At 68.6% G+C, this 21,590-nt stretch carries 18 protein-coding genes and 1 pseudogene; 14 read left to right on the forward strand and 5 right to left on the reverse strand.

All coding sequences use genetic code 11. The features are described 5' to 3' along the window. The 3 genes from NC4_RS33710 to NC4_RS33720 all read right to left on the reverse strand — a co-directional run. Nucleotides 1-1,378 (reverse strand): serine/threonine protein kinase (locus tag NC4_RS33710; protein WP_157555388.1); only part of this gene is annotated, 1,378 nt, incomplete at its 3' end. Then, entirely contained in the window at nt 1,378-2,355 is a 978-nt protein-coding gene (locus NC4_RS33715; protein ID WP_067546922.1) for a glutamate ABC transporter substrate-binding protein, read from the reverse strand. The genes NC4_RS33715 and NC4_RS33710, both read right to left, overlap by 1 nt. Next, nucleotides 2,352-3,683 (reverse strand): GlnX family signal transduction membrane protein, encoded by a 1,332-nt coding sequence (locus NC4_RS33720; RefSeq protein WP_067546925.1) that lies wholly within the window; start codon nt 3,681-3,683, stop codon nt 2,352-2,354. The genes NC4_RS33715 and NC4_RS33720 overlap by 4 nt, the downstream gene beginning before the upstream one ends. A 130-nt stretch (nt 3,684-3,813) precedes the next feature. Here NC4_RS33720 and NC4_RS33725 point away from each other — a divergent pair, with 130 nt between their 5' ends. Further along, on the forward strand, nt 3,814-4,488 hold the full coding sequence (locus NC4_RS33725; RefSeq protein ID WP_067547087.1) for an NUDIX domain-containing protein: 675 nt from the start codon (nt 3,814-3,816) through the stop codon (nt 4,486-4,488). A 4-nt stretch (nt 4,489-4,492) separates the two neighbouring features. Next, on the forward strand, nt 4,493-6,694 hold the full coding sequence (locus tag NC4_RS33730; protein WP_067546928.1) for a molybdopterin-dependent oxidoreductase: 2,202 nt from the start codon (nt 4,493-4,495) through the stop codon (nt 6,692-6,694). Here the strand turns inward: NC4_RS33730 and thiE are convergent. Next, nucleotides 6,691-7,395 carry a thiamine phosphate synthase gene (gene thiE / locus NC4_RS33735; protein WP_067546931.1) on the reverse strand — a complete coding sequence of 235 codons (705 nt, stop codon included), beginning with the start codon at nt 7,393-7,395 and terminating at the stop codon, nt 6,691-6,693. The genes NC4_RS33730 and thiE overlap by 4 nt on opposite strands. A 136-nt stretch (nt 7,396-7,531) precedes the next feature. On the opposite strand from thiE, the gene NC4_RS33740 reads away from it, so the two are divergent. The 6 genes from NC4_RS33740 to NC4_RS33765 all read left to right on the forward strand — a co-directional run bounded on the left by NC4_RS33740 (nt 7,532) and on the right by NC4_RS33765 (nt 12,641). Further along, the gene (locus NC4_RS33740; RefSeq protein WP_067547090.1) at nt 7,532-8,668 is read left to right on the forward strand and encodes an FAD-dependent oxidoreductase; all 1,137 of its coding nucleotides are present in this window, start codon (nt 7,532-7,534) and stop codon (nt 8,666-8,668) included. Then, on the forward strand, nt 8,665-8,877 hold the full coding sequence (gene thiS, locus NC4_RS33745; protein ID WP_067546934.1) for a sulfur carrier protein ThiS: 213 nt from the start codon (nt 8,665-8,667) through the stop codon (nt 8,875-8,877). Before NC4_RS33740 ends, thiS begins: the two co-directional genes overlap by 4 nt. Before the next feature lie 4 nt (nt 8,878-8,881). Then, the gene (locus NC4_RS33750) at nt 8,882-9,634 is read left to right on the forward strand and encodes a thiazole synthase (protein ID WP_067546938.1); all 753 of its coding nucleotides are present in this window, start codon (nt 8,882-8,884) and stop codon (nt 9,632-9,634) included. A 92-nt stretch (nt 9,635-9,726) separates the two neighbouring features. After that, on the forward strand, nt 9,727-10,671 hold the full coding sequence (locus NC4_RS33755; protein WP_067546941.1) for an ABC transporter ATP-binding protein: 945 nt from the start codon (nt 9,727-9,729) through the stop codon (nt 10,669-10,671). Next, the gene (locus NC4_RS33760; protein ID WP_067546944.1) at nt 10,671-11,429 is read left to right on the forward strand and encodes an ABC transporter permease; all 759 of its coding nucleotides are present in this window, start codon (nt 10,671-10,673) and stop codon (nt 11,427-11,429) included. The genes NC4_RS33755 and NC4_RS33760 overlap by 1 nt, the downstream gene beginning before the upstream one ends. 444 nt (nt 11,430-11,873) lie before the next feature. Further along, the gene (locus tag NC4_RS33765; RefSeq protein WP_439957582.1) at nt 11,874-12,641 is read left to right on the forward strand and encodes an adenylate/guanylate cyclase domain-containing protein; all 768 of its coding nucleotides are present in this window, start codon (nt 11,874-11,876) and stop codon (nt 12,639-12,641) included. 36 nt (nt 12,642-12,677) lie between these two features. Here the strand turns inward: NC4_RS33765 and NC4_RS45325 are convergent. Continuing rightward, a pseudogene (locus NC4_RS45325) lies at nt 12,678-12,809 on the reverse strand (CG2302 family histidine operon protein); the annotation flags it as partial. A gap of 180 nt (nt 12,810-12,989) precedes the next feature. Here NC4_RS45325 and NC4_RS33770 point away from each other — a divergent pair. The 6 genes from NC4_RS33770 (at nt 12,990) to NC4_RS33795 (ending at nt 21,584) form a co-directional block, all read left to right on the forward strand. Next, nucleotides 12,990-14,702 carry an acyclic terpene utilization AtuA family protein gene (locus tag NC4_RS33770; RefSeq protein ID WP_067546947.1) on the forward strand — a complete coding sequence of 571 codons (1,713 nt, stop codon included), beginning with the start codon at nt 12,990-12,992 and terminating at the stop codon, nt 14,700-14,702. Between the two features lie 65 nt (nt 14,703-14,767). After that, a complete protein-coding gene (locus NC4_RS33775; protein ID WP_067546950.1) occupies nt 14,768-15,916 on the forward strand; it encodes an acyl-CoA dehydrogenase family protein in 1,149 nt (382 codons plus the stop codon). Then, nucleotides 15,913-17,517, forward strand: coding sequence for an acyl-CoA carboxylase subunit beta (locus NC4_RS33780; RefSeq protein ID WP_067546955.1), 1,605 nt, complete (start codon nt 15,913-15,915; stop codon nt 17,515-17,517). The genes NC4_RS33775 and NC4_RS33780 overlap by 4 nt, the downstream gene beginning before the upstream one ends. Nucleotides 17,518-17,525: 8 nt before the next feature. Then, complete coding sequence (locus NC4_RS33785) at nt 17,526-19,574, forward strand: acetyl/propionyl/methylcrotonyl-CoA carboxylase subunit alpha (protein ID WP_067546959.1); 2,049 nt, start codon at nt 17,526-17,528, stop codon at nt 19,572-19,574. Between the two features lie 4 nt (nt 19,575-19,578). Then, nucleotides 19,579-20,742 (forward strand): acyl-CoA dehydrogenase family protein, encoded by a 1,164-nt coding sequence (locus NC4_RS33790; RefSeq protein ID WP_067546962.1) that lies wholly within the window; start codon nt 19,579-19,581, stop codon nt 20,740-20,742. A gap of 50 nt (nt 20,743-20,792) precedes the next feature. Next, a complete protein-coding gene (locus NC4_RS33795) occupies nt 20,793-21,584 on the forward strand; it encodes an enoyl-CoA hydratase family protein (protein ID WP_067546964.1) in 792 nt (263 codons plus the stop codon). Nucleotides 21,585-21,590 lie beyond the last annotated feature (6 nt).

Here is a 21,590-nt window from a genome sequence, read left to right on the forward strand (position 1 = left end):
CGGTGGCGCGCAGCAGCAGCCGGTGATAGAACTCGTGCCGCGCCAGCACCGGCTGGGTCTTCGCCTCCGGAATGCCCTCGACGTAAGCGCCCTTCTCCATGGGCATGTCGAGGGTCAGCACGGCCAGGGTGCGGCCGACGGTGTAGATGTCGGAGGCCACCGTGGGCCCGGTCCGCGCGATCTCCGGCGCCTGGAAACCCCTGGTGCCGTACAGATTTCCATACGCCTCGAACTGCGCGACCGCGCCCAGGTCGATGAGCTCCACCCGATCGCTGGTGACCATGATGTTGTCCGGCTTGAGATCGTTGTAGGCCAGCCCCACCGAATGCAGATAGTCCAGCGCCGGAAGCACTTCCAGCACATAGGCAATGGCCTCGGTGACCGGCATGCGCTCGGGTTTGGCGTACTTGTCGAGCAGATCGCGCAGCGAATGCCCGCCCACGTACTCCATGACGATGAACCCGATCGGCTCCCCGTCCGAGCCGGGATGCTCGACGAAGTTGTGGATCTTCACGATGCCGGGATGCACGACCTCCGCCAGGAACTGCCGCTCCGCCACGGCAACGGCCTGCGCCTCCGCGTCACCGGCATGCAGCAGGCCCTTGAGCACCACCCACCGATCGCTCACATTCCGATCGATGGCCAGATAGATCCACCCCAGCCCGCCGTGCGCGATACACCCTTGGATCTCGTACTGCGCCGCCACCCGATCGCCCGGCATGATCGAGGGCCGGAAATCATAAGGCGCCCCGCACGTCTCACAGGTTCCGGTGGTAGTGGCCGCCTTCGTCGCGGTGGCCCGCCCCACCGGCTTCCCGCACCGCCAGCAGAACCGCCGCCCCTCCTTGACCTCCGGATCCGCCAGTACCGCCCGCTCCGGATCCACCGGTTCCACCGCCGGAATCGGCACCAGCCCGGCCCCCAGCCGCCGCACCAGCGGCCGCGGCCGCGTCAGCCGCTGCGTCCGCTGCGACGACGGCCGCGTCGGCGTCCGCCCGTCCCCGGCGGATTCCGCGGATCCCGCCCCCGGCTGCCCGCTGGTCCCGGACCCCGAAACCCCTTGCTCCGCCCCGGCTTCCGCCGCCTCGCCGTCCGCGTGCCGCACCGCGGCCCGAGTCTCCTCGGGGCTGTCACCGCCACCCACATCAGCGGCGTGCGCACCGGCGCCTTGGCCACCACGAGTGGTTGCGCGCGTCGCTTCGCCCGTTGCCGCCCCGCGGCTCGTAGCCCGTGTCGCTGCTCCGCCGTCCTCGTCGCGCGCGGTGGAGTGGCTTGCCTCGCCCGGACTGTCGCCGCGGCCGGTGATTCGCGTCGGTTCCCCGCCGTCGGCGGATCGGCCTGCGGGGGCGGGAGGTTCGGGTTCGGCGGGTTCGGTCATCAGTCCTGGTACCTCGGCAGCGGTGGTACCCCGGCGTCGCCGAGGACGGCGGACAGCCACTGGCGGTAGAGGCGATTCCAGGTGCCGTCGGCGCGAATGCGTTCCAGGGTGCCGTTCACGGAGCGGACCAGGTCGTCGGAGTCCTTGGGCATGCCGATCCCGTAGTTCTCGGTGCTCAGGTTGGGACCGACGACCTCGGTGAGCGGGTCCTGGACGGCGAGCCCGGCGAGAATGGCGTCATCGGTGCTGATGGCGTCGACCTGGCGCTGCTGCAGCACCACCAGGCAGTCGGCCCAGCTGGGGACGGTGAGGATGGAGGCGGCGGGCTGCTCGCGGCGGATGCGGTCCAGGGACGTGGTGCCGCGGACCACGCACACGCGCTTTCCGGCCAGATCCGCCAGGCCGCCGATGCCCGAATTGCGGACGGTCAGCACGCGCTGATGCGCCAGCAGATACGGCGTGGAGAACGAAACCCGCTGCCGCCGATCGCAGGTGATGGTCATGGTCTTCACCACCACGTCGACGGACTTCTCCTGCAGCGCGCGTTCGCGATCGGCCGAGCCGAGAATGCGGTATTCGATGAGCTCCGGATTGCCGAGCAGATCGCGGGCCAGTTCGCGGGCGATATCCACGTCGAATCCGGCGAGCGCGCCGGTGGTCGGGTCGCGGAAGCTGAAGAGGTTACTGCCGGGGTCCAGGCCCACCAATAGTCGTCCGCGCGCGCGGATCGCGGCCACGATCGGCCCGTCCGTACCGGTGGGCCGCAGGCTGGCGGTCGGATCGTCACAGGTCTGGGTGTCCGGCGGCAGCGGTGCGTGCGTCTGCGCCGGGACGGCTCCCGAGGGCAGCGGCGGTTCGACATAGCTGGGCACCCGGGTGGACGGCGCGGGCGGCGGGTCCTCGGTGCTACAGCCGGTGGCCAAGGCCAGCGACAACGCGGCCAGCGCCGCGGCCAGAACGAGTCTTCGGCTCCTCATCGGTACTCCCGTAGTCGCGGCCACAGCCCGGCGGCAATGAAGACCGCCGCCGCGGTGCTGAGCACCAGGGCGCCCGGCGCCAGCAGATCGAGCGTGCGGGCGGCATGGGAGGTATTGGTGCGCAACATGTTCCGGCTGTCGGTAATGCCGTCGGCGAGCGCCCGGTCGAGGGCGTCCACCTGGGCGGTGGCCTCATTGGCCCCCGGACCGGTGGCCACCGCGCCCGCGCCGATGAAATCGCCCCGGGTCAGGGCCTCGTTCATGCGCTGATGCGCGGCCAGCCAGCGGCCCAGGGCGGCGGTGGCGGTGGTGACGTCCTTCGCGCCCGGCGCATCGGCCGGATATCCGGCCAGGATCGTCTTCAACTCGCCGGTGGCCTCGTCGAAGGTGCGGTCGTATTCGCTGCTGGTATCGCGGCGCACCAGTTTCAGCGTCTCCGCGGTGCGCGCCTGCTGCGCCAGAATCCGGCTCTCGGTGAGCGCCTTGGCGGGAATGCTCCCGAAATCCCGCGAATGCGTCGTGGCGACCGCCGAGATGACGCCCGCGATGACCGTCCAGGACAGCAGCACCACCATGGTCCCGGTGGCCAGCAGCAGACCCGCATTGAGCACCCGGTGCCAGCGCCGGAACAGGAACCACTGCGCCGCCACCAGCGCGCCCACCGCCAGCAGCGGCAGCACGATGGCGGGCCACGGCGGGCGCACATGATTGCGCTGGGTGGCGGTAATGGCCTCGGACCGATGCTCCTGCAGTTCCTGCGCCATCGGCAGCATGGTCGCCTGCATGAGATTGGAGGCCTCGCTGAGATAGGCCGCCCCGACCGGGAAACCGCTGCGGTTGTTGGCGCGCGCGGTCTCCACCAGCCCGCAGTACACGGGTATCCCGGTGCCGATACCGGTGCGCAGATGGGTATCGGAGTCCCCGCCGGTCCGATTGGACTGGGTCACCAGTTCGGCCGCCGCCTCGCCGACGGCCTGGTTGTACCGGTCGCGTACGGCCTTCGGTTCGAGCCCGCCGGAGATGAAGGCCGTACCGGCGGAGGCGTCGGCCACCGACAGCGCGGTGTAGAGCCGCTGTGCGGAGTAGGCGTCCGGTTCGGCCTGCACCAGCAGGACGTCCAGGGCGTGTTGCCGATCGTTCACCGCCGCCGCGGTGACCACGCCCGCAGCCACGCACATACTCAGCAGAATCAAACCGACCGCAATCAATTTGGCCGGTGAGGACTGCGCGAAAGTCTTCAGTTCGGTGGTCGCGAGACGTTCGCGGACGGCGGCGGCTGCGGCGCGCGGTGACAGCTCATCGAGCCGCAACTGCTCGGTGCGAGCCATGCTCACCTCCCACTTACCGAAAACGAACGCTCGACTGGTTGCTGTCGATTGAGCTTATTGTGGACTTACCGATGCCGTGACGCGGGAACACCCGCCGGTCCGCACGGCGGATTCGAGGATGGGATCGAGTATTCGTGGTGATGGCGACGGCTGGTCGAAAAGTCCCGACGGCACCCGGCACTGGGGCCGCTTCGGAGCTGCTGGACTGTTGCTGCGCGCACCGCTCACCACCGGCGGCTCGGCCGTCCTGCTCCAGCACCGCGCCGCGTGGAGCCATCAGGGCGGCACCTGGGCGCTGCCCGGCGGGGCTCGCGACAGTCATGAGACCAGCGTGCACGCCGCCGTCCGCGAAGCCGAGGAAGAGGCGGGCATTACCGCCGGATCCATCCGGGTGCGCGGTGAACGGGTGACCGCCACCGCGCCCAGCGGCTGGACGTACACCACGGTCATCGCCGATGCCGCCGCCCCGCTGCGCACCCGCGGCAATATGGAGAGCCGCGAACTGGCGTGGATTCCCGAGGACGAGGTGGACGCCCGCGAGTTGCATCCCGGCTTCGCCGCCGCCTGGCCCTCCCTGCGCGCGACGCCGATCGGCGTCAGTCTCGACGGCCTCGCGGATCCGGACACGGTGGCGGCCGCATTGCCACGCACCCTGGATCTGGCCGGGGAGGGGTTGGTCTGGTTGCACGCCAATGGCAACGGGCACGGCCGCACCGCGCGGATAACGGCCGCCGATCCACCCGCCGAACCGACCGATTTGGCCGGAAATGTGTTGTTGCTCACCTTGGATCAAGTGTTGTCTTGAGGGCGTGAGCATCCGTGAGGTTCCCACCTACTGCCGGATCTGCGAACCGCTCTGCGGGCTGATCGCCACCGTCGAGGACGGCAAGCTGGTGCGCTTGCGCGCCGACAAGGCGCATCCGCTGTCCCAGGGCACGGCCTGCCCGAAGGGCATCGCCTTCACCGATATCCAGAACGACCCCGATCGCGTGCTGCACCCGCTGCGGCGGCGGCCCGACGGCGAATTCGAACGCGTCTCCTGGGATACCGCCCTGGACGAGATCGGCGCGCGCCTGCGCACGCTCATTCGCGAGCACGGTCGCGAAAGCCTCGGCTGGTATTTCGGCAATCCCGCCACGTTCTCCTATTCGCACACCCTGTGGATAGTGGGGTTCCAGCTCGCCGCGGGCCTGCGCCACGTGTATTCGGCGGGCTCCCAGGACATCAACAATCGTTTCGTCGCCAGCCATCTGCTCTACGGTTCGCTCACCTCGGTGCCCGTCCCCGATCTGGACCGCACCGATTTCCTGCTCATGATCGGCGCGAATCCGCTGGTCTCGCACGGCAGTGCGGTCAGCGCGCCGCGAATTCGGGAGAAGCTCACCGCCATTCCCAAGCGCGGGGGCCGGGTGGTGGTCGTGGATCCGCGCCGCACCGAGACCGCCCGCCTGTTCGAGCATGTCGGCATCCGGCCCGACGGTGACGCCTGGCTGCTCGCGTCCCTACTGCACGTGATCTTCGCCGAGGGCCTGGAGGACCGCTCGGCATTGCGGCGGCAAGCCGCTGGAGTCAGCGAATTGCGCAGGGCCGTGGTCCGATTCACTCCCGAAGCCACCGCCGCCGTCACCGGTCTGGATCCGGATCGCGTGCGCGCCCTGGCCCGGGATCTCGCGCGCGCCGACTCCGCCGCCGTCTACGGCCGCACCGGCACCTGCCTGGGCCGCCACGCCACCCTGGTCGCCTTCCTGATCGATGCCCTCGCCCTGGTGACCGGCAATCTGGATCGGCCCGGCGGCAGCGTCTTCGGCAAGGAACTGGTGGCCGTCTCCAAGCTCAATGCCCGCCTGGGGTTGATCGGTTACGGCAAAACCCGTTCCCGCATAGGCGATTTCCCGGATGTGCTGGGCACTTTCCCGGCGGCCGTCATGGCCAAGGAGATTCTGACGCCCGGTCCGGGGCGCCTGCGCGCCCTGTTCACCTCGGCGGGCAATCCGGCTTCCTCGGTCCCCAATACCCGCGAATTGTCCACAGCCCTGTCCCAACTCGACCTGTTCGTGTCGATAGACCTCTATGTCAACGACACCAACCGGCTGGCCGACTACATCCTGCCCGCGACCACCTTCCTGGAACGCGACGATCTCCCACTCCCGTTCACCGCGCTGGCTCCGACCCCGTACACCCAGTACACCGAGCGGGTCGTGGAACCGTACGGCGAAGCCAGGGAGGAATGGCAGATCATCGACGCCATCGCGACGCGAATCGGCATCCAGCCCTTCGTCCTCGGCCCCGCCCGTCCGGCCGGACGGGTGCTGAGCGGGCTACGCCGTCTCCCCGGCGGTTCCGCGGCTCGCCCCACCCCCACCCTGCTGGCCGATCTGGCCCTGCGCACCGGCCCGTACGGCGACTGGTTCGGCCTGCGCCCGGGCGGTCTCAGCCTGCGCATGCTGCGGCGGCATCCGCACGGCATCGTGCTGGCCGACGCCATCGCCACGGGAGTGCGCCGGGAAGTCGTGCAGCACAAGGGGAATCGCGTGCAGCTGGCTCCCGAGGAGATTCTCGCCGAATTGCGGACCCTCAGCTCTCCGCCCTCGGACCCGTCCTATCCGCTGCGGGTGATCGGCATGCGCGAGTTGAAATCCCACAACTCCTGGATGCACAACTCCGAACTGCTCATGCGCGGCGCGCGCGACCACACCGCCCGCATCCATCCCAAAGACGCTGCCGCATCGGGTATCTCCGACGGCGATCGCTGCCGGGTGACCTCACCCAACGGCTCGATCGAGGTGACCGCCCACCTCACCGAGGACATGACCGAGGGCACGGTGGCCATTCCGCACGGCTGGGGTCATCGCGGCGGCTGGCAGCGGGCCAATGCCGCGGGCGGCGCCAATGTCAACGACCTCATGTCCACGGCCACAACGGATGTGGAACGCCTGGCGGGCATGTCCAACCTCAATGGCGTGCCCATCCGCCTGGACCCGGTGGCCGTTGCCGCCGCGCCCGGGGACTAGTGGCCGACGTTGTCGAGCAGGCGCTGCTTGAGGGCGCGCGCCGCGGCCTCGGGATCACGGGCATCGGTAATGGCGCGGACCACCACGACGCGGGTCGCCCCGGCCGACAGGACTTCCTGCATGTGCTCGTCGTCGATGCCGCCGATGGCGAACCACGGACGGTGCGTGTGCGATTCGGCGGTCGAGCGGACCAGCTCGAGCCCGGAGGGCTGACGGCCGGGTTTGGTGGGCGTCGCATAGACGGGCCCGGTGCAGAAGTAATCGATGTGCTCGTCGATGGCCGCCAGTCCGGCCTGCGCGCGATTATTGGTGGAGCGGCCGATCACCACGTCCGGCCCGAGCAGGCGGCGCGCATACCAGGGCGGTAGATCGTTCTGCCCGAGATGCAGGACGTCCGCGCCCGCGGCGAAGGCGACATCGGCGCGATCGTTCACCGCGACCAGTGCGCCGTGGCGACGGGCGGCGGCCTTCAATTCGGCCAGCGCGCCGAGTTCGGCCTTGGCCTCGAGCGGGCCGAACTGCTTCTCCCCGGGCGAACCCTTGTCGCGCAGCTGGATGATGTCGACGCCACCGGCCAGGGCCGCTTCGGCGAATCGGGCCAGGTCGCCCTTCTCCCGGCGGGCATCGGTGCACAGGTACAGCCGGGCGCTGGCCAGGCGTTCCCGCGGTGGTACTGGCCGGTTCGGGTGGGAGGGTTGCACCCGTCAAACGGTAGTCGCGCTACCGTGGAACGCGCGACGCGCCCGTCGGACGAACTTCGCTCCGGCGCAGAACACGAATTCTTCAGCGCGGCGTCTGTGCAGGTCCGGGGTGATCCGGGCGAGTGAGGTGGAATCGATGCGGACACTGGCCGTCGTGGGCGGCGGTGTGATCGGGCTGTCGGCGGCCTGGCGTGCGGCCGAGGCGGGCTGGACGGTCACGCTGTATGACCCCGCACTCGGAACCGGAGCCTCCTGGGTGGCAGGCGGCATGCTCGCCCCACTCTCGGAGGGCTGGCCCGGCGAGGACGACGCGCTGGAATTCGGCACCGCCTCCCTGGCCCGCTGGCCGGACTTCGCGACCCGCCTGCGAGCGCGCACCGGCGTGGACGTCTTCACCGCCGCGCAGACCTTGACGGTGGCCCTCGATGCCGCCGATGCCGCGGATCTGCGCACCATCGCCGAGTGGGTGAACGCCCACGACCTGTCCCTTCCGGTGAGCGAGCCCGCTGCCGACGACCGGTCCCGCTCGGATTCGAGGAGTGAGCTGCGACTGCTGGATCGGGCGGGAGTTCGCGCCGCGGAGCCGAGTCTGGGGCGCGGCATCCGGGCCGGATTGCTGTCCACGTCCGAACCGGCGGTGGACAATCGCGCCCTCGTGACGGCCTTGCGAGAGGCGTGCGCCGCCGTAGGAGTCGAGGTGCGCGCCGAAAAGGTGCGAGCGCTATCGGATCTGCCGCACGATCGCATCGTGCTGGCGGCCGGTGCGGCCTCCGCCGACCTGTGGCCGGGCCTGCCGGTGCGCCCGGTGAAGGGCGAGATTCTGCGCCTGCGCCGCCGCCCGAGCGCACCGCCGCCGCCCCGCAGCGTGATTCGGGCCCGCGTGCACGGCCGCCCCATCTATCTGGTGCCGCGCCAGGACGGGATCGTCCTGGGCGCGACCCAATACGAGGCGGGTTTCGATACCGCCGTGACCGTCGCCGGGGTCCGCGATCTCATCACCGATGCCGAGACCGTTTTCCCGGGGATCGGCGAATATGAGTTCGCGGAGGCCATCGCGGGTTCGCGCCCCGGCTCACCGGACAATCTGCCCCTGCTCGGCCCTCTCGACGAGCGCGTGATCGCCGCGACCGGGCACGGCCGGAATGGAATTCTCGGCGTCCCGGTTACTGCTGACGCCGTGCTCGCTCTACTGGCGGATACCGAGCTGCCCGCAGCGCGCGCCGCGGCCCCCGGCCGCTTCGCCACCCCGATTTCCCGAGGAGGAGTTCGATGACAGCAATCCCGATCGGCGTCACCGTCAACGGTGCGGATCACCAGTTCGCCGAACCTCCGACGGTGCGTGAGCTGCTGGAGACCCTGAACCTGCCCTGTCAGGGTGTCGCGGTGGCCGTCGACGGCGCCCTGTTCCCCAAGTCCCGCTGGGACGAGCGGGTCGGCCGGGGCTGGGAGATCGAGGTGCTGACGGCGGTGCAGGGTGGCTGACGAGATGGAACCGCTGATCATCGCGGGCCGCAGCTTCGGCTCCCGGCTCATCATGGGCACCGGCGGCGCGGAGAACCTGACGGTGCTGGAGGAGGCCCTCGTAGCCTCGGGCACCGAGCTCACCACCGTCGCCATGCGCCGGGTGGACGCCGCGGGCGGCACCGGCGTGCTGGATCTGCTCAAACGCCTGGAGATCGCACCGCTGCCCAATACCGCGGGCTGCCGCACCGCCGCCGAAGCCGTGCTCACCGCCCAGCTCGCGCGCGAGGCCCTCGAAACCGATTGGGTCAAACTGGAAGTCATCGCCGACGAGCGCACCCTGCTCCCGGACGCCATCGAATTGGTCAGCGCCGCGGAACAATTGGTGGACGACGGTTTCACCGTCCTGCCCTACACCACCGACGACCCGGTGCTGGCCCGCCGTCTCGAGGACGCCGGTTGCGCGGCCGTCATGCCGCTGGGCTCGCCCATCGGCACCGGCCTGGGCATCGGTAATCCGCACAATATCGAGATGATCGTGGCCGATGCCGGAGTCCCGGTGATCCTGGACGCGGGCATCGGCACCGCCAGCGACGCGGCCCTGGCCATGGAGCTCGGCTGCTCCGCCGTCCTGCTCGCCACCGCGGTCACCCGCGCCCGCAAGCCCGCCACCATGGCGGCCGCCATGGCCGCGGCCGTACAGGCCGGATATCTGGCGCGCGCGGCCGGGCGCATCCCGAAGCGGTTCTGGGCCCAGGCTTCCTCGCCAGGGCTCTGAACACCCTGAGTACCAGGTAATCCGAAAGAACTATTCGACGCGCGACCTGCGATCGATAGTGCCCGGCGAACTCTTGGGGAAGACTGGTCCCCATGATCGAACTGAGAGGCCTGACCAAACACTACGGCCAGACCGTCGTGGTGTCGGATCTGACGTTCACCGTCCGTCCCGGCCAGGTGACCGGCTTCCTCGGCCCCAATGGCGCCGGGAAATCGACCACCATGCGCATGATCCTGGGCCTGGACAAACCGACCTCCGGAACCGCGCTCATCGACGGCAAGCCCTACCGGGAGCTGAAGAAGCCCCTCGAGTCGGTGGGCGCGCTCCTGGATGCCAAATGGGTGCATCCGAATCGTTCGGCGCGGGCGCATCTGGCGTGGCTGGCGGCGTCCAACGACATCCCGAATTCGCGCGTCGAGGAAGTGCTGCGCCTGGTCGGCCTCGCCGAGGTGGTCGGTAAGAATGCGGGCGGTTTCTCGCTCGGCATGTCGCAGCGTCTCGGCCTGGCGGGCGCGCTGCTCGGCGATCCGCAGGTGCTCCTGTTCGACGAGCCGGTGAACGGCCTCGATCCCGAGGGCATTCTGTGGATCCGCCGCTTCATGCAGCGCCTGGCCGCCGAGGGCCGCACCGTGCTGGTGTCGAGCCACCTGCTCTCGGAGATGGCGCAGACCGCCGATCACCTGGTGGTGATCGGCCGCGGCAAGCTCATTGCCGACACCACCACCAAGGATTTCATCGAGAAGGCGTCGGAATCGTCGGTGCGGGTGCGCAGTCCGCAGCTGGATCAGCTGCGCAGCCTGCTCACCTCCAATGGCATGACCGTCCGCGAGGACGGCGCCGACCATGACGGACCGGCGCTGGTGGTGGCCGGGGTGACCAGCGATGTGGTCGGAAAACTGGCCGGCGCCAACGACATCACGCTCTTCGAGCTGTCCCCGCAGCGGGCCTCGCTCGAGGAGGCGTTCATGCGGATGACCGGAGGTGCGGTGGAGTACCACGCCGAAGGGTTCGACCAGGTGATGGGAGGTGCGCTCTGATGGGCGTGCTGGCAGCGGAACGGATCAAGCTCACCTCGACGCGTTCGCCCTGGTGGTGCTCGGCCGTGGTGGTGGTGCTGGGGCTGGGATTCGCGGCGCTCATCGCCGCGGTGTCCAGTTCCACCAAGGACAATCCCGAGGTGCCGCCGTTGAATGTGGCCTCCGCGGTGGCGGGGGTGAGCGGTTTCGGCGTCCTGGTGCTCATGATCATGGCGACCTTGTCGGTGACCAGCGAATACCGCTTCGGCATTATTCGCACGACCTTCCTGGCGACGCCGCAGCGCTCGAATGTGATCGTGGTGAAGACGGCCCTGCTGGCCGTGTACGCGACCGTGCTGACCGCGGTGCTGGCCGTGGCCGCGCTATTCCTGACGCGGGGCATCTACGGCACGGTGCCGGGGCTGGAACTGGCCACGAGTGAAGAACAGCGGGCGCTGTGGGGTGTGCCGATCTACGCCCTGCTCGGCATTCTCTTCGCCATCGGCGTGGGCGTGCTGGTGCGGCAGTCGGCCGCGGCCATCTCCATCATCGTGCTGTGGCCGCTGGTGATCGAGCCGCTGCTGAGCGCCTTCGGCAGCTTCGGCCGCAATGTGGGCCCGTGGTTGCCGTTCCAGAACGGTCAGCGGTTCTTCAGCATGCAGGAATCGTCCTCGGCGAACTGGCACTGGGGCCCGTGGGGCAGCCTGATCTACTTCGCCGTCTTCTGCGCCATCGTGTTCGGCGCCGCGCTCTTCGTCGTGAACGAGCGCGACGCGTAAAAGACCCTGCCCGGGGCCGTCGGTCACTGCCCGATCGACGGTGTTGCATCGGCCCGATACGGTTCGCCGTATCGGGCCGATGTCGCGAACGGGGCTTGTTTTAACTGTCTGTGAAAAGTTTCGCTTCCGGCCGGAAGCATCTAGCCGCGGCCCTGAACGGTGAGTAGCATCGCGTCAGCAACCAAAGCACTCGAACATCGGCGGGCCCAATGGTGTGGCCGCTCGTTCCGATCGGGAGGTGTCCAGGTGGCAATCATTCATCCATCCGAGGATCAAGCGCTGAGATACGCTCTGGGCGTGAGCGAACGACCCTCCGACGGTGCTGCGGCCGAGTCCGAGGAGCCCCGCATCGAGCCCGAGGTCGTCATTCCGCTGACCCCGTCCAATATCGATGCCGAACCGGTCCGGCAGCGCCGGGGCCGGTTTCCCGGTCAGCTGTCGGCACTGGTGTCGGCCGCCAATCAGCGCGGGGACCTCATCGGCGTGATCCGCAAGGCCCGCGAGAACCTGCCGGGCGATCCCGCCTTCGGTGATCCGCTGTCGGTGTCGGGGCCCGGCAGCGCCCGCGCGGTGGCCCGCGCCGCGGACAAGATCGTCGGCGATTCCCCCAGCGCCGCTCGCGAATTGGGTCTGGGCGCGCTGCAGGTCTGGCAGGCCATGCTGGAGCGGGTCGGCAAGGGCCGGGGGCCGCAGGACATCACCATCATGTTCACCGATCTGGTGGCGTTCTCCAGCTGGTCCCTGGCCGCCGGGGACGAGGCCACGCTGGAATTGCTGCGCCGGGTGGCCAAGGCCATCGAACCGCCCATCGTGGACCGGGGCGGTCAGGTCGTGAAGCGCATGGGTGACGGTGTGATGGCTGTGTTTCCGTCCGCCGACCGGGCCGTGAAGGCCGCGGTGGCGGCCAAGGAGAACCTCACCGCCGTGAATGTCGACAGGTACCGCCCGCAGATGCGCATGGGGCTGCACACGGGCATGCCGCGGGAGATCGGCGGCGATTGGTTGGGGGTGGACGTGACCATCGCGGCGCGCGTCATCGAGGCGGGCGGCAATGGGAACACCATGATGTCGGCGGCCACCCTCGACGCGCTGAGCGCGGAAACCTTGGAGGAGTTGGGTTTCGGCGTGCGGCCCTATCGCCGCAGCTTCTTCGCCGCGCCGCTGAGCGGGGTGCCCGAGGATCTGCGGATCTTCCGCCTCGAAGCGGAGTGAACGGGTCGGCTCAGCCGACCCGTTCAGAATCGCGCCCACCGCAGCTAACACTCCGCAAACTCCGAGGCCAATGGCGAGCGGGCGAGTGGTTTTCCACAGGCTGTAGGCCCCGCCCAGTAAGAAACCGGCGAGCGCGAGCAGCAGAATCACGATGAGGTCGGAAGACACCGGACCAGTCTGCCTCGGCCCGACTCTGTGGAAGTCATCGAGTGGCGATTATCGAGGTCGATGGCACATTCGAATAAAAACAAGCGTGCAGGCTTGATTTTCTGGCGGCCCGATGTGACCCTGTAACCGACCGCAGCGATGACGCTGTGCCCGGACTCGGGTGCACAGGGAGGCCCAGTTATGAGTCAGCTCGCCGAAGACCCGGAACTCATCCGGATCGGCAACTGTTCCGGCTTCTACGGCGACCGGATGAGCGCCATGCGGGAGATGCTCGAGGGCGGGCAGCTCGACGTGCTGACCGGCGACTATCTCGTCGAGCTCACCATGCTGATCCTGGGGCGCGATCGCATGAAGGACGCGAACCTGGGATACGCGAAAACCTTTGTGCGGCAGCTGGAGGACTGCCTGGGGCTGGCCCTGGAATCGGGTGTGAAGATCGTCGCCAATGCGGGTGGGCTGAATCCCGCCGGGCTGGCGCAACGGGTCCGCGAGGTATCGGACAAGCTCGGGCTCGCCGCGAAGGTCGCGCACGTGACCGGCGATGATCTACTGCCGCGGGCGGCCGAGCTGGGACTCGGGACGCCGCTCACCGCCAATGCCTACCTCGGTGCGTGGGGCATTGCCGAATGCCTGAACGCGGGCGCGGATGTGGTGGTGACCGGGCGGGTCACCGATGCCGCGCTGGTGGTGGGACCGGCCGCCGCGCACTTCGGCTGGGGGCGCACCGAGTACGACGCGCTCGCCGGGGCGGTGGTCGCGGGCCATGTCATCGAATGCAGCACCCAGGCCACCGGCGGCAATTTCGCCTTCTTCACCGAGATCGCCGATCTGAACCGGCCCGGCTTCCCCATTGCGGAGGTGCGCCGCGACGGCAGCAGCGTGATAACCAAACACGCGGGCACCGGCGGCGCGGTCACCGTGGACACGGTCGAAGCGCAGCTCATGTACGAGATCCAGGGCGCGCGCTATGCCGGACCGGATGTGACCACGCGGCTGGACAGCATCCGGCTCACGCAGGACGGCCCGGACCGGGTGCTCATCAGCGGGGTGACCGGTGAGGCGCCGCCGCCGCGAACCAAGGTGTCGCTCAATACCATCGGCGGTTTCCGCAACGAGATGGAGTTCATCGTCACCGGCCTCGATATCGAGGCCAAGGCGCGGCTGGCGCGGCAGCAGCTGGAATCGTGGCTGAAAGTCCGCCCGGCCGAACTGGATTGGTCGCTGGTACGGCTGGACCGGCCCGATGCCGAGACCGAGGAGCAGGCCAGCGCGCTGTTGCGCTGCTTGGTGCGCGATCCGGATCCCACCAAGGTCGGCCGCGGATTCTCCAGTGTGGCCGTGGAATTAGCGCTGGCCAGCTACCCGGGCTTCTCGCTGACCGCGCCGCCCGGAAACGGCGGACCCTACGGCGTGTTCAAGCCGGGCTATGTGGATGCGACGGAGGTGCCGCACATTGCCGTCCTGCCGGACGACCGCACCATCGAGATCGCTGCGGCGGCCGAGACCCTCGAACTCGCCGAGGTACCGGAACCCACTTTGCCGCAGCAGCTTCCGCAGGGCGAGACCAAGCGGGTCCCGCTCGGCACGATCGCGCTGGCCCGCAGTGGCGACAAGGGCGGAAATGCCAATATCGGCGTCTGGGTGCGCACCGACGCACAGTGGCGCTGGCTGGTGCACGCGCTGACCGTGGACGAACTGCGGCTGCTGCTCCCGGAAACCGCGAAACTCCCCATCACCCGGCATGTGCTGCCGAACCTGCGGGCCGTGAACTTCATCGTCGAGGGTCTGCTCGGCGAGGGCGTGGCCTATCAGGCCCGCTTCGATCCGCAAGCCAAGGGGCTCGGCGAATGGCTGCGCTCCCGCCATATCGATATCCCCGTGGAGCTGCTATGAGTACGGTATCGCGAAGCGATTCAGTGGGGGGTGGCGGCCGGGCGACGGGTGGGCGCACCGGATACGTGAGTCCCTGGAATACCCCCGAGCGCCGCGAATTGCGCGCCACCGTGCGCGGTTTCGCCGAGCGCGAGGTGCTGCCGTATCTGGACGACTGGGAGCGCGCCGGGGAGATCCCGCGTGATCTCCACAAGAAGGCGGGCGCGCTGGGCCTGCTGGGCATCCAGTTCCCGGAATCCGCGGGCGGCTCCGGCGGCGACGGCATCGACGCCGCCATCGTGTGCGAGGAGATGCACTACGCGGGCTGCTCGGGCGGCCTGTTCGCCTCCCTGTTCACCTGCGGAATCGCGGTGCCGCACATTATCGCCTCCGGCAATGCCGAGCACATCGAACGCTGGGCCGAGCCGACCCTGGCGGGGGAGAAGATCGGCTCGCTGGCCATTACCGAGCCCGGCGGCGGTTCCGATGCCGGGCACCTCACCACCAGCGCGGTACGCGATGGCGACGAGTTCATCGTCAATGGCGCCAAGACCTTCATCACCTCCGGCGTGCGCGCCGACTACGTGGTGACTGCCGTCCGCACGGGTGGCCAAGGCGCGGCCGGTGTTTCGCTGCTGGTGGTGGAGAAGGGCACGCCCGGTTTCACCGTCAGCCGCAAGCTGGAGAAGATGGGCTGGCTGGCCTCCGATACCGCGGAACTGTCGTATGTCGATGTGCGCGTGCCGGTCTCGAATCTGGTGGGCCCGGAGAACACCGTGTTCTCGCAGATCGCCATGGCTTTCGTGAGCGAACGCGTCGGCCTGGCCGCGCAGGCGTACGGCCACGCGCAGCGCTGCCTGGACCTGACCGTGCAATGGTGCCGCGACCGCGAGACCTTCGGCCGCCCGCTCATTTCCCGGCAGTCCGTGCAGAACACCTTGTCGGAGATGGCGCGTCGCATAGATATCGCCCGCGTCTACACCCACCATGTGGTGGAGCGGGCCGCGCAAGGCGACACCGATCTGATCGCCGAAGTGTGCTTCGCCAAGAACACCGCGGTGGAGACGGCCGAATGGGTCGCCCACCAGGCCGTCCAGCTGTTCGGCGGGCTCGGCTATATGCGCGAGTCCGAAGTGGAACGCCACTACCGGGATGTCCGCATCCTCGGTATCGGCGGCGGTACCAACGAGATCCTGACCGCCCTGGCGGCAAAGCGATTGGGGTTCCAGTCTTGACCATTCTGCGCACAGCCATAGACCCGGCCTCGGCCGAATACCAGGCCGCGGCCGAGGCGATGACCACCAAGCTGGCCGAGGTGGACGCCGAATACGCCAAGAACATCGCCGGTGGCGGACCGGACAAGATGGCGCGGCATCGCAAGCGCGGCAAGCTGACCGCGCGCGAGCGCATCGAACTGCTCATCGACGAGGACTCACCATTCCTGGAACTGTGCCCGCTCGCGGCGTGGGGCAGTGAATTCCATGTCGGCGGCAGCGTGATCGCGGGCATCGGCATTGTCGAGGGCGTCGAATGCATGATCGTGGCGCCGGATCCGACCGTGCGCGGCGGCACCTCGAATCCGTGGACGCTGCGCAAGAACCTGCGCATGAACGACATCGTCATGGAGAACCGGTTGCCGGTCATCGGGCTGGTGGAATCCGGCGGCGCGGATCTGCCCACGCAGAAGGAAGTCTTCGTGCCTGGCGGGCGTATGTTCCGGGATCTGACCCGGGCCTCGGCGGTCGGAATCCCCACCATCGCACTGGTTTTCGGCAACTCCACCGCCGGTGGCGCGTACATCCCGGGCATGTCCGACTACACGGTCATGATCAAGGAGCGCTCCAAGGTGTTCCTGGGCGGCCCGCCGCTGGTGAAGATGGCCACCGGTGAGGAGTCCGACGACGAATCCCTGGGCGGCGCCGAAATGCACGCGCGGGTCTCGGGTCTGGCCGACTACCTGGCCGTGGACGAGCAGGACGCCATCCGGCTCGGCCGCTCCATCGTCAAGCGGTTGAACTGGAAGAAGCAGGGCCCGGCCCCGCGCCCGCTGACCGAGGTCATCGAGCCGCTGTACGACCAGGCGGAACTGCTCGGCATCGTGCCCGGTGACCTCAGGATCCCGTTCGATCCGCGCGAGGTCATCGCCCGCGTGGTGGACGGCTCCGATTTCGACGAGTTCAAACCGCTCTACGGTTCCAGCCTGGTCACCGGCTGGGCGGAACTGCACGGCTATCCGGTCGGCATTCTGGCCAATGCGCGCGGCGTGCTGTTCTCCGAGGAATCGCAGAAGGCCACCCAGTTCATCCAGCTGGCCAACCAGTCGAATACGCCACTGCTGTTCCTGCACAACACCACCGGCTACATGGTCGGCAAGGAGTACGAGCAGAAGGGCATCATCAAGCACGGCGCGATGATGATCAACGCGGTCTCCAATTCCAAGGTGCCGCACATCTCGCTGCTCATGGGCGCGTCCTATGGCGCGGGCCATTACGGCATGTGCGGGCGCGCCTACGATCCGCGCTTCGTCTTCGCCTGGCCCAGTGCGAAATCCGCCGTCATGGGCGGTGCGCAGCTGGCGGGCGTCATCTCGATCGTGGCCCGCGCGGCCGCCGAGTCGAAGGGGCAGCCGTTCGACGAGGCCGCCGACGCCGGACTGCGCGCCATGATCGAGGCGCAGATCGAGGCCGAATCGCTGCCCATGTTCATGTCGGGACGGCTCTACGAGGACGGCGTCATCGACCCGCGCGATACCCGCACGGTATTGGGAATGGCCTTGTCCGCCATCCACAATGCCCCGATCAAGGGCGCCGAGGGCTTCGGCGTCTTCCGGATGTGAGGCCAGGTATGACTACAGCATCGCGAAGCGATTCCGTGAGGGGTGGCGGTCGGGCGGCGGGTGGGCTCACGAACGTACTGGTCGCCAACCGCGGCGAGATAGCCCGGCGGGTGTTCGCGACGTGTCGGCGGATGGCTGTCGGCACGGTCGCCGTGTACTCGGACGCCGATGCCGACGCGCCGCATGTGGCCGATGCCGACGCCGCCATCCGGCTGCCCGGCAATACGCCCGGTGAGACCTACCTGCGTGCCGAACTGCTCATCGAGGCCGCCCTCGCCGCCGGTGCCGACGCCGTGCACCCCGGCTACGGATTCCTTTCCGAGAACGCCGATTTCGCGCGCGCCGTGCAGGCCGCCGGACTGGTGTGGATCGGCCCGCCGGTGAGCGCCATCGAGCAGATGGGCTCCAAGGTCGAATCCAAGAAGATGATGGACGCCGCCGGTGTCCAGGTACTGGCCGAACTCGATCCGGCCGAGGTCACCGCGGCCGTGCTCCCGGTGCTCATCAAGGCCTCCGCCGGTGGCGGCGGCCGCGGTATGCGCGTGGTGCGTTACTTCGCCGAGCTGCCCGGGCAGCTGGAAGCCGCACGGCGCGAGGCGGAATCGGCCTTCGGCGATCCGACGGTGTTCTGCGAGCGCTATCTGGAGACCGGCCGCCATATCGAGGTGCAGGTCATGGCCGATACGCACGGCACCGTGTGGACGGTCGGCGAGCGCGAATGCTCGATTCAACGGCGGCATCAGAAGGTCGTGGAGGAAGCGCCGTCACCGCTGGTGGAGCGGGTGGACGGCATGCGGGAGCGGCTGTTCGAGGCGGCCCGGCTGGCGACCGAGGCCATTGGCTACGAAGGCGCGGGCACGGTCGAATTCCTGGCCGACGAGCAGGGTGAGTTCTTCTTCCTGGAGATGAATACCCGTCTGCAAGTGGAGCATCCGGTGACGGAGAACGTCACCGGTCTCGATCTCGTGCGCACCCAGCTACAGGTCGCCGCGGGCCGCGCGCTGCCTGCACAACCACCCGCCATGCGCGGGCATTCGATCGAGGTCCGGCTGTACGCCGAGGATCCGGCGCACGACTGGCAGCCGCAGAGCGGCACCGTGTATCGGATCGAGATCCCGGGCGCCGTAGGCGAATTCGTGGTGCTGGAGCAGCCGGGCGTGCGCCTGGACACCGGTGTCGTGAACGGTTCGGTGGTGGGCGTGCACTACGACCTCATGCTGTCGAAGGTCATCTCCTTCGCCGAAACCCGCGACGAGGCAGCGCATCTGCTCGCTGCGGCGCTGCAACGCGCGAAGATCCACGGCCTGGTCACCAATCGCGATCTGCTGGTGCGGGTGCTGCGGCATCCGGCCTTCCTGGCGGGCGATACCGATACCGCGTTATTCGCGACGCACGATCTGGAAAAGCTGTCCGCGCCACTGGTTTCCGAGTCCGATGAGCAGCTGTCGATCGTAGCCGCCGCCCTGTCGGACGCCGCCGCCAATCGGGCGCGGGCACGGGTCGGCGCGGGTCTGCCCAGCGGCTGGCGGAATCTGCCGTCGCAGGTGCAGTCCAAGTCCTACGAGAGCCGGGTCAGCGGCAAGCACGAGGTGCGCTACCGCATTACCCGCGCCGGGCTCGCGGTCGAGGGCCGCGAGGGACTCGAATTGCTCGAAGCCACACCGGATTCGGTGACCCTGCTGGTGCCGGAGGAGCGCGGTAAGGTGCGCCGCCGCTTCGAGATCGCCCGCTACGGCGATCTGGTCGCGGTGGATTCCCCGCTCGGCCCGGTGGCGCTGCGGCGGCTCCCGCGCTTCGAGGATCCCGCCGATCAGGTGGCCGAGGGCTCGCTGCTGGCGCCCATGCCCGGTTCGGTCATCCGCCTCGGTGCGGAGCTCGGCCAGCGGGTCGAGAAGGGCCAGCCCATTCTCTGGCTGGAGGCCATGAAGATGGAGCACACCATCGCGGCCCCCGCCGCGGGCATTCTCACCGAACTCCCTGTGACGGCAGGCCAGCAGGTTGAGGTGGGCGCGGTGCTCGTCGTCGTCCAGTCCGATGACAGCGACAACCAGGAGTAGACAGATGAGCTTCATCGAAACCGACGAGCAGAAGGCGCTGCGGGCCGCGGTGGCCAAGCTGGCCGCCAAGTACAACCTGCGCGATTACGCCGGGCCGAAGGCGCGCAAGGGCGAACCGCTCACCGAATTGTGGGACGAGGCGGGCAAACTCGGCTTCCTGGGCGTGAACCTGCCCGAGGAGTACGGCGGTGGCGGCGCGGGGATCTACGAGCTTGCGCTGGTACAGGAGGAGCTCGCGGCACAGGGTTGCGGGCTGCTGCTCATGGTGGTCTCGCCCGCCATCTGCGGCACCATCATCAGCAAGTACGGCACCGAGGATCAGAAGCGGTACTGGCTGACCCGGCTGGCCGACGGCTCCTCGAAGATGGTCTTCGGCATTACCGAACCCGATGCGGGCTCCAATTCGCACAAGATCACCACCACCGCCCGCCGCGATGGCGACGACTGGCTGCTGACCGGCCGCAAGATCTTCATCTCCGGTGTGGATCAGGCCGAGGCGGTGCTCATCGTGGCCCGCACCGAGAATGCCAAGACCGGCAATCTGCAGCCCGCGCTGTTCATCGTGCCGACCGATGCGCCCGGCTTCGTGAAGACGAAGCAGGAGATGGACATCATCGAGCCCGACAATCAGTTCACGCTGTTCCTCGACGATGTGCGGCTGCCCTCGACCGCGCTGGTCGGGCAGGAGGACGCCGCCATCGCGCAGCTGTTCGCGGGCCTGAACCCGGAACGCATCATGGGCGCGGCCATGGCGGTCGGCATGGGCCGCTACGCCATCGATGCCGCGGTCGGGTACGCCAAGGAGCGCGCGGTGTGGAAGGGCGCGCCCATCGGTTCGCACCAGGGCATCTCGCATCCCCTGGCCCAGGTGAAGATCGAGCTGGAGCTGGCCAAGCTCATGATGCAGAAGGCCGCGGTCCTGTACGACTCGGGCGACGACTTCGGCGCCGCCGAGGCCGCGAACATGTCGAAATACGCTGCGGCCGAAGCCAGTATCAAAGCGCTCGACCAGGCCATCCAGACCCACGACGGCTCCGGTCTCACCGCCGGTGTGGGCCTGGCGGGCATGCTCGCCGCCAGCCGGATCGCCCGCGTGGCCCCGGTGAGTCGCGAGATGATCCTCAACTTCGTGGCTCAGCACTCCCTGGGTCTGCCCCGGTCGTACTGACCGGAATATCCGCGCCCCACCCGAGCAGCTCACAGCAGCAGGAGTATTCGATGACCGACAGCTCTCCCGCCCAGGACGCCCCCTTCGTGCGCTACGAGGTGCGCGACGGGTTCGCGACGCTGACCCTGGACTCGCCGCACAACCGCAATGCGCTGTCCTCGCGCTTGGTGACCGAACTGCTGGCGGGCCTGGAGCGGGCGGCGGGCGACGATGCGGTGCGCGGCGTGGTGCTCACCCACACCGGCAATACCTTCTGCGCCGGTGCGGATCTCAAGGAGGCGGTGGACGCCGATCCGGCGGCCGCCTCCGATATCCGCACCCGCTGGATGATCTCGGTGCTGCGCGAGATCCTCACCATGCCGAAACCCGTTGTGGCCCAGGTGAACGGCAATGTCCGAGCAGGCGGCATGGGCATCCTCGCCGCCTGCGACATCGCCGTCGCCGGGCGCGACAGCACCTTCGGCCTCACCGAGGTGCGCATCGGCCTGGCCCCGTTCATGATCTCGCTGACCCTGCTGCCGCGCATGTCCGCGCGCGCGGCGGCGCGCTATTTCAGCACCGGCGAGGTCTTCGACGCCGCCGAGGCCGAACGCATCGGCCTCGTCACCGTGGCCGCCGACGATCCGGCCGCCGAGACCGCGCGCCTGCTCGCCGAACTGCGCAAGGGCGCGCCCCAGGGCCTTGCCGAAAGCAAGCGACTGGTCAACGCCGAACTCCTGATCGCCTTCGACCGCTCCGCCGAGGAACTCGCCAAGCGCTCCGCGGGCTTCTTCGGAACCCCGCAGGTGATCGAGGGTATGACGGACTTCCTGCAGCGCCGCCCGCCGTCCTGGGTAGAATAGGCAACC

The sequence above is a fragment of the Nocardia crassostreae genome, from assembly GCF_001613405.1.
Taxonomy (GTDB): Bacteria; Actinomycetota; Actinomycetes; order Mycobacteriales; family Mycobacteriaceae; genus Nocardia; species Nocardia crassostreae.